Genomic DNA, 3,148 nt, shown 5'->3' with positions numbered 1-3,148 from the left:
CGTCCTACTCTCACAAAGGGAAACCCTTCACTACAATCGGCGCTAAGAAGCTTAACTTCTGTGTTCGGCATGGGAACAGGTGTATCCTTCTTGCCATCGCCACCACACTATTTACTTGAGTAAACTTCGCTCACTCAAAACTGGATCAGAAAATAAACTCTTCCGAGTTTTTTTGGTTAAGTCCTCGATCGATTAGTATCAGTCCGCTCCATACATCACTGCACTTCCACTTCTGACCTATCTACCTGATCTTCTCTCAGGGATCTTACTTTCTTAAAGAAATGGGAAATCTCATCTTGAGGTGGGCTTCACACTTAGATGCTTTCAGCGTTTATCCCTTCCCTACATAGCTACCCAGCGATGCCTCTGGCGAGACAACTGGTACACCAGCGGTAAGTCCATCCCGGTCCTCTCGTACTAAGGACAGATCCTCTCAAATTTCCAACGCCCGCGACGGATAGGGACCGAACTGTCTCACGACGTTCTGAACCCAGCTCGCGTGCCGCTTTAATGGGCGAACAGCCCAACCCTTGGGACCGACTACAGCCCCAGGATGCGACGAGCCGACATCGAGGTGCCAAACCTCCCCGTCGATGTGGACTCTTGGGGGAGATAAGCCTGTTATCCCCAGGGTAGCTTTTATCCGTTGAGCGATGGCCCTTCCATGCGGAACCACCGGATCACTAAGCCCGACTTTCGTCCCTGCTCGAGTTGTAGCTCTCGCAGTCAAGCTCCCTTGTGCCTTTACACTCTGCGAATGATTTCCAACCATTCTGAGGGAACCTTTGGGCGCCTCCGTTACTCTTTAGGAGGCGACCGCCCCAGTCAAACTGCCCATCTGACACTGTCTCCCAGCCCGTTTAGGGCTGTGGGTTAGAGTGGCCATAACACAGGGGTAGTATCCCACCATTGCCTCAGCCGAAACTGGCGTCCCGGCGTCTAAGGCTCCTACCTATCCTGTACATGTGGTACAGACACTCAATATCAAACTGCAGTAAAGCTCCATGGGGTCTTTCCGTCCTGTCGCGGGTAACCTGCATCTTCACAGGTACTAAAATTTCACCGAGTCTCTCGTTGAGACAGTGCCCAAATCGTTACGCCTTTCGTGCGGGTCGGAACTTACCCGACAAGGAATTTCGCTACCTTAGGACCGTTATAGTTACGGCCGCCGTTTACTGGGGCTTCAATTCGTACCTTCGCTTACGCTAAGCACTCCTCTTAACCTTCCAGCACCGGGCAGGCGTCAGCCCCTATACGTCATCTTTCGATTTTGCAGAGACCTGTGTTTTTGATAAACAGTCGCTTGGGCCTATTCACTGCGGCTGATCGTTAGATCAGCACCCCTTCTCCCGAAGTTACGGGGTCATTTTGCCGAGTTCCTTAACGAGAGTTCGCTCGCTCACCTTAGGATGCTCTCCTCGACTACCTGTGTCGGTTTACGGTACGGGCCGTTGTTTTCTCACTAGAAGCTTTTCTTGGCAGTGTGACATCAGGAACTTCGGTACTGTTATTTCCCTCCCCGTCACAACTTGTCCTTAAAGAAGTAAGCATTTGACTCACCTCAAGACTCATTGCTTGGACAGACATTTCCGATCGTCTGATTCCTTAGCCTACTGCGTCCCTCCATTGCTCAAACAAAAACAACGGGTACAGGAATATCAACCTGTTATCCATCGCCTACGCCTTTCGGCCTCGGCTTAGGTCCCGACTAACCCTGGGCGGACGAGCCTTCCCCAGGAAACCTTAGTCATACGGTGGACAGGATTCTCACCTGTCTTTCGCTACTCATACCGGCATTCTCACTTCTAAGCGCTCCAGCAGTCCTCACGATCTACCTTCAACGCCCTTAGAACGCTCTCCTACCATCGTACCATTGGTACGATCCACAGCTTCGGTAGTATGTTTAGCCCCGGTACATTTTCGGCGCAGGGTCACTCGACTAGTGAGCTATTACGCACTCTTTAAATGGTGGCTGCTTCTAAGCCAACATCCTAGTTGTCTGTGCAACCCCACATCCTTTTCCACTTAACATACATTTTGGGACCTTAGCTGGTGGTCTGGGCTGTTTCCCTTTCGACTATGGATCTTATCACTCACAGTCTGACTCCCAGAGATGAATGAATGGCATTCGGAGTTTATCTGAATTCGGTAACCCGAGATGGGCCCCTAGTCCAAACAGTGCTCTACCTCCATCATTCTCACTCTGAGGCTAGCCCTAAAGCTATTTCGGAGAGAACCAGCTATCTCCAAGTTCGTTTGGAATTTCTCCGCTACCCACACCTCATCCCCGCACTTTTCAACGTACGTGGGTTCGGTCCTCCAGTGCGTTTTACCGCACCTTCAACCTGGACATGGGTAGATCACATGGTTTCGGGTCTACGACCACTTACTCATTCGCCCATTTCAGACTCGCTTTCGCTGCGGCTCCGTCTTTTCGACTTAACCTCGCAAGTAATCGTAACTCGCCGGTTCATTCTACAAAAGGCACGCCATCACCCATTAACGGGCTTTGACTTGTTGTAGGCACACGGTTTCAGGATCTATTTCACTCCCCTTCCGGGGTGCTTTTCACCTTTCCCTCACGGTACTGGTTCACTATCGGTCACTAGGGAGTATTTAGCCTTGGGAGATGGTCCTCCCGGATTCCGACGGAATTCCTCGTGTTCCGCCGTACTCAGGATCCTCCTAGGTGCTATCCAAATTTCATCTACGGGGCTTTTACCCTCTCTCGCAGACTTTTCCAAGTCCTTCGATTATTTGAATAAACTACCATATCGGAGTCCTACAACCCCAAGATGCAAGCATCTTGGTTTGGGCTTTTCCCGTTTCGCTCGCCGCTACTCAGGGAATCGAATTTTCTTTCTCTTCCTGCAGGTACTTAGATGTTTCAGTTCTCTGCGTCTACCTCTAATCAGCTATGTATTCACTGAAAAGTAACATCCTATCAAAGATGTTGGGTTTCCCCATTCGGAAATCTCCGGATCAAAGCTTACTTACAGCTCCCCGAAGCATATCGGTGTTAGTCCCGTCCTTCATCGGCTCCTAGTGCCAAGGCATCCACCGTGCGCCCTTATTCACTTAACCTTATCAACCTTACGGTTGGTTCTTGATCTTCTCTTCTAGCGATAGAAGTCCGATCAATAAAAAA

At 50.3% G+C, this 3,148-nt stretch carries 2 rRNA genes; both read right to left on the bottom strand.

Features of this window, described 5'->3' with window-relative positions:
* A 5S ribosomal RNA gene (gene rrf, locus IGI46_RS25860) occupies window positions 1-107 on the bottom strand; the annotation flags it as partial.
* 65 nt (window positions 108-172) lie between these two features.
* A 23S ribosomal RNA gene (locus IGI46_RS25855) occupies window positions 173-3,084 on the bottom strand.
* Window positions 3,085-3,148 lie beyond the last annotated feature (64 nt).

The organism is Enterococcus sp. AZ163 (genome assembly GCF_050498925.1).
Taxonomy (GTDB): domain Bacteria; phylum Bacillota; class Bacilli; order Lactobacillales; family Enterococcaceae; genus Enterococcus_A; species Enterococcus_A ferrettii.
The sequence above is the reverse complement of the archived record's forward strand: the minus strand, read 5'-3'. Positions and strand labels throughout refer to the sequence as shown.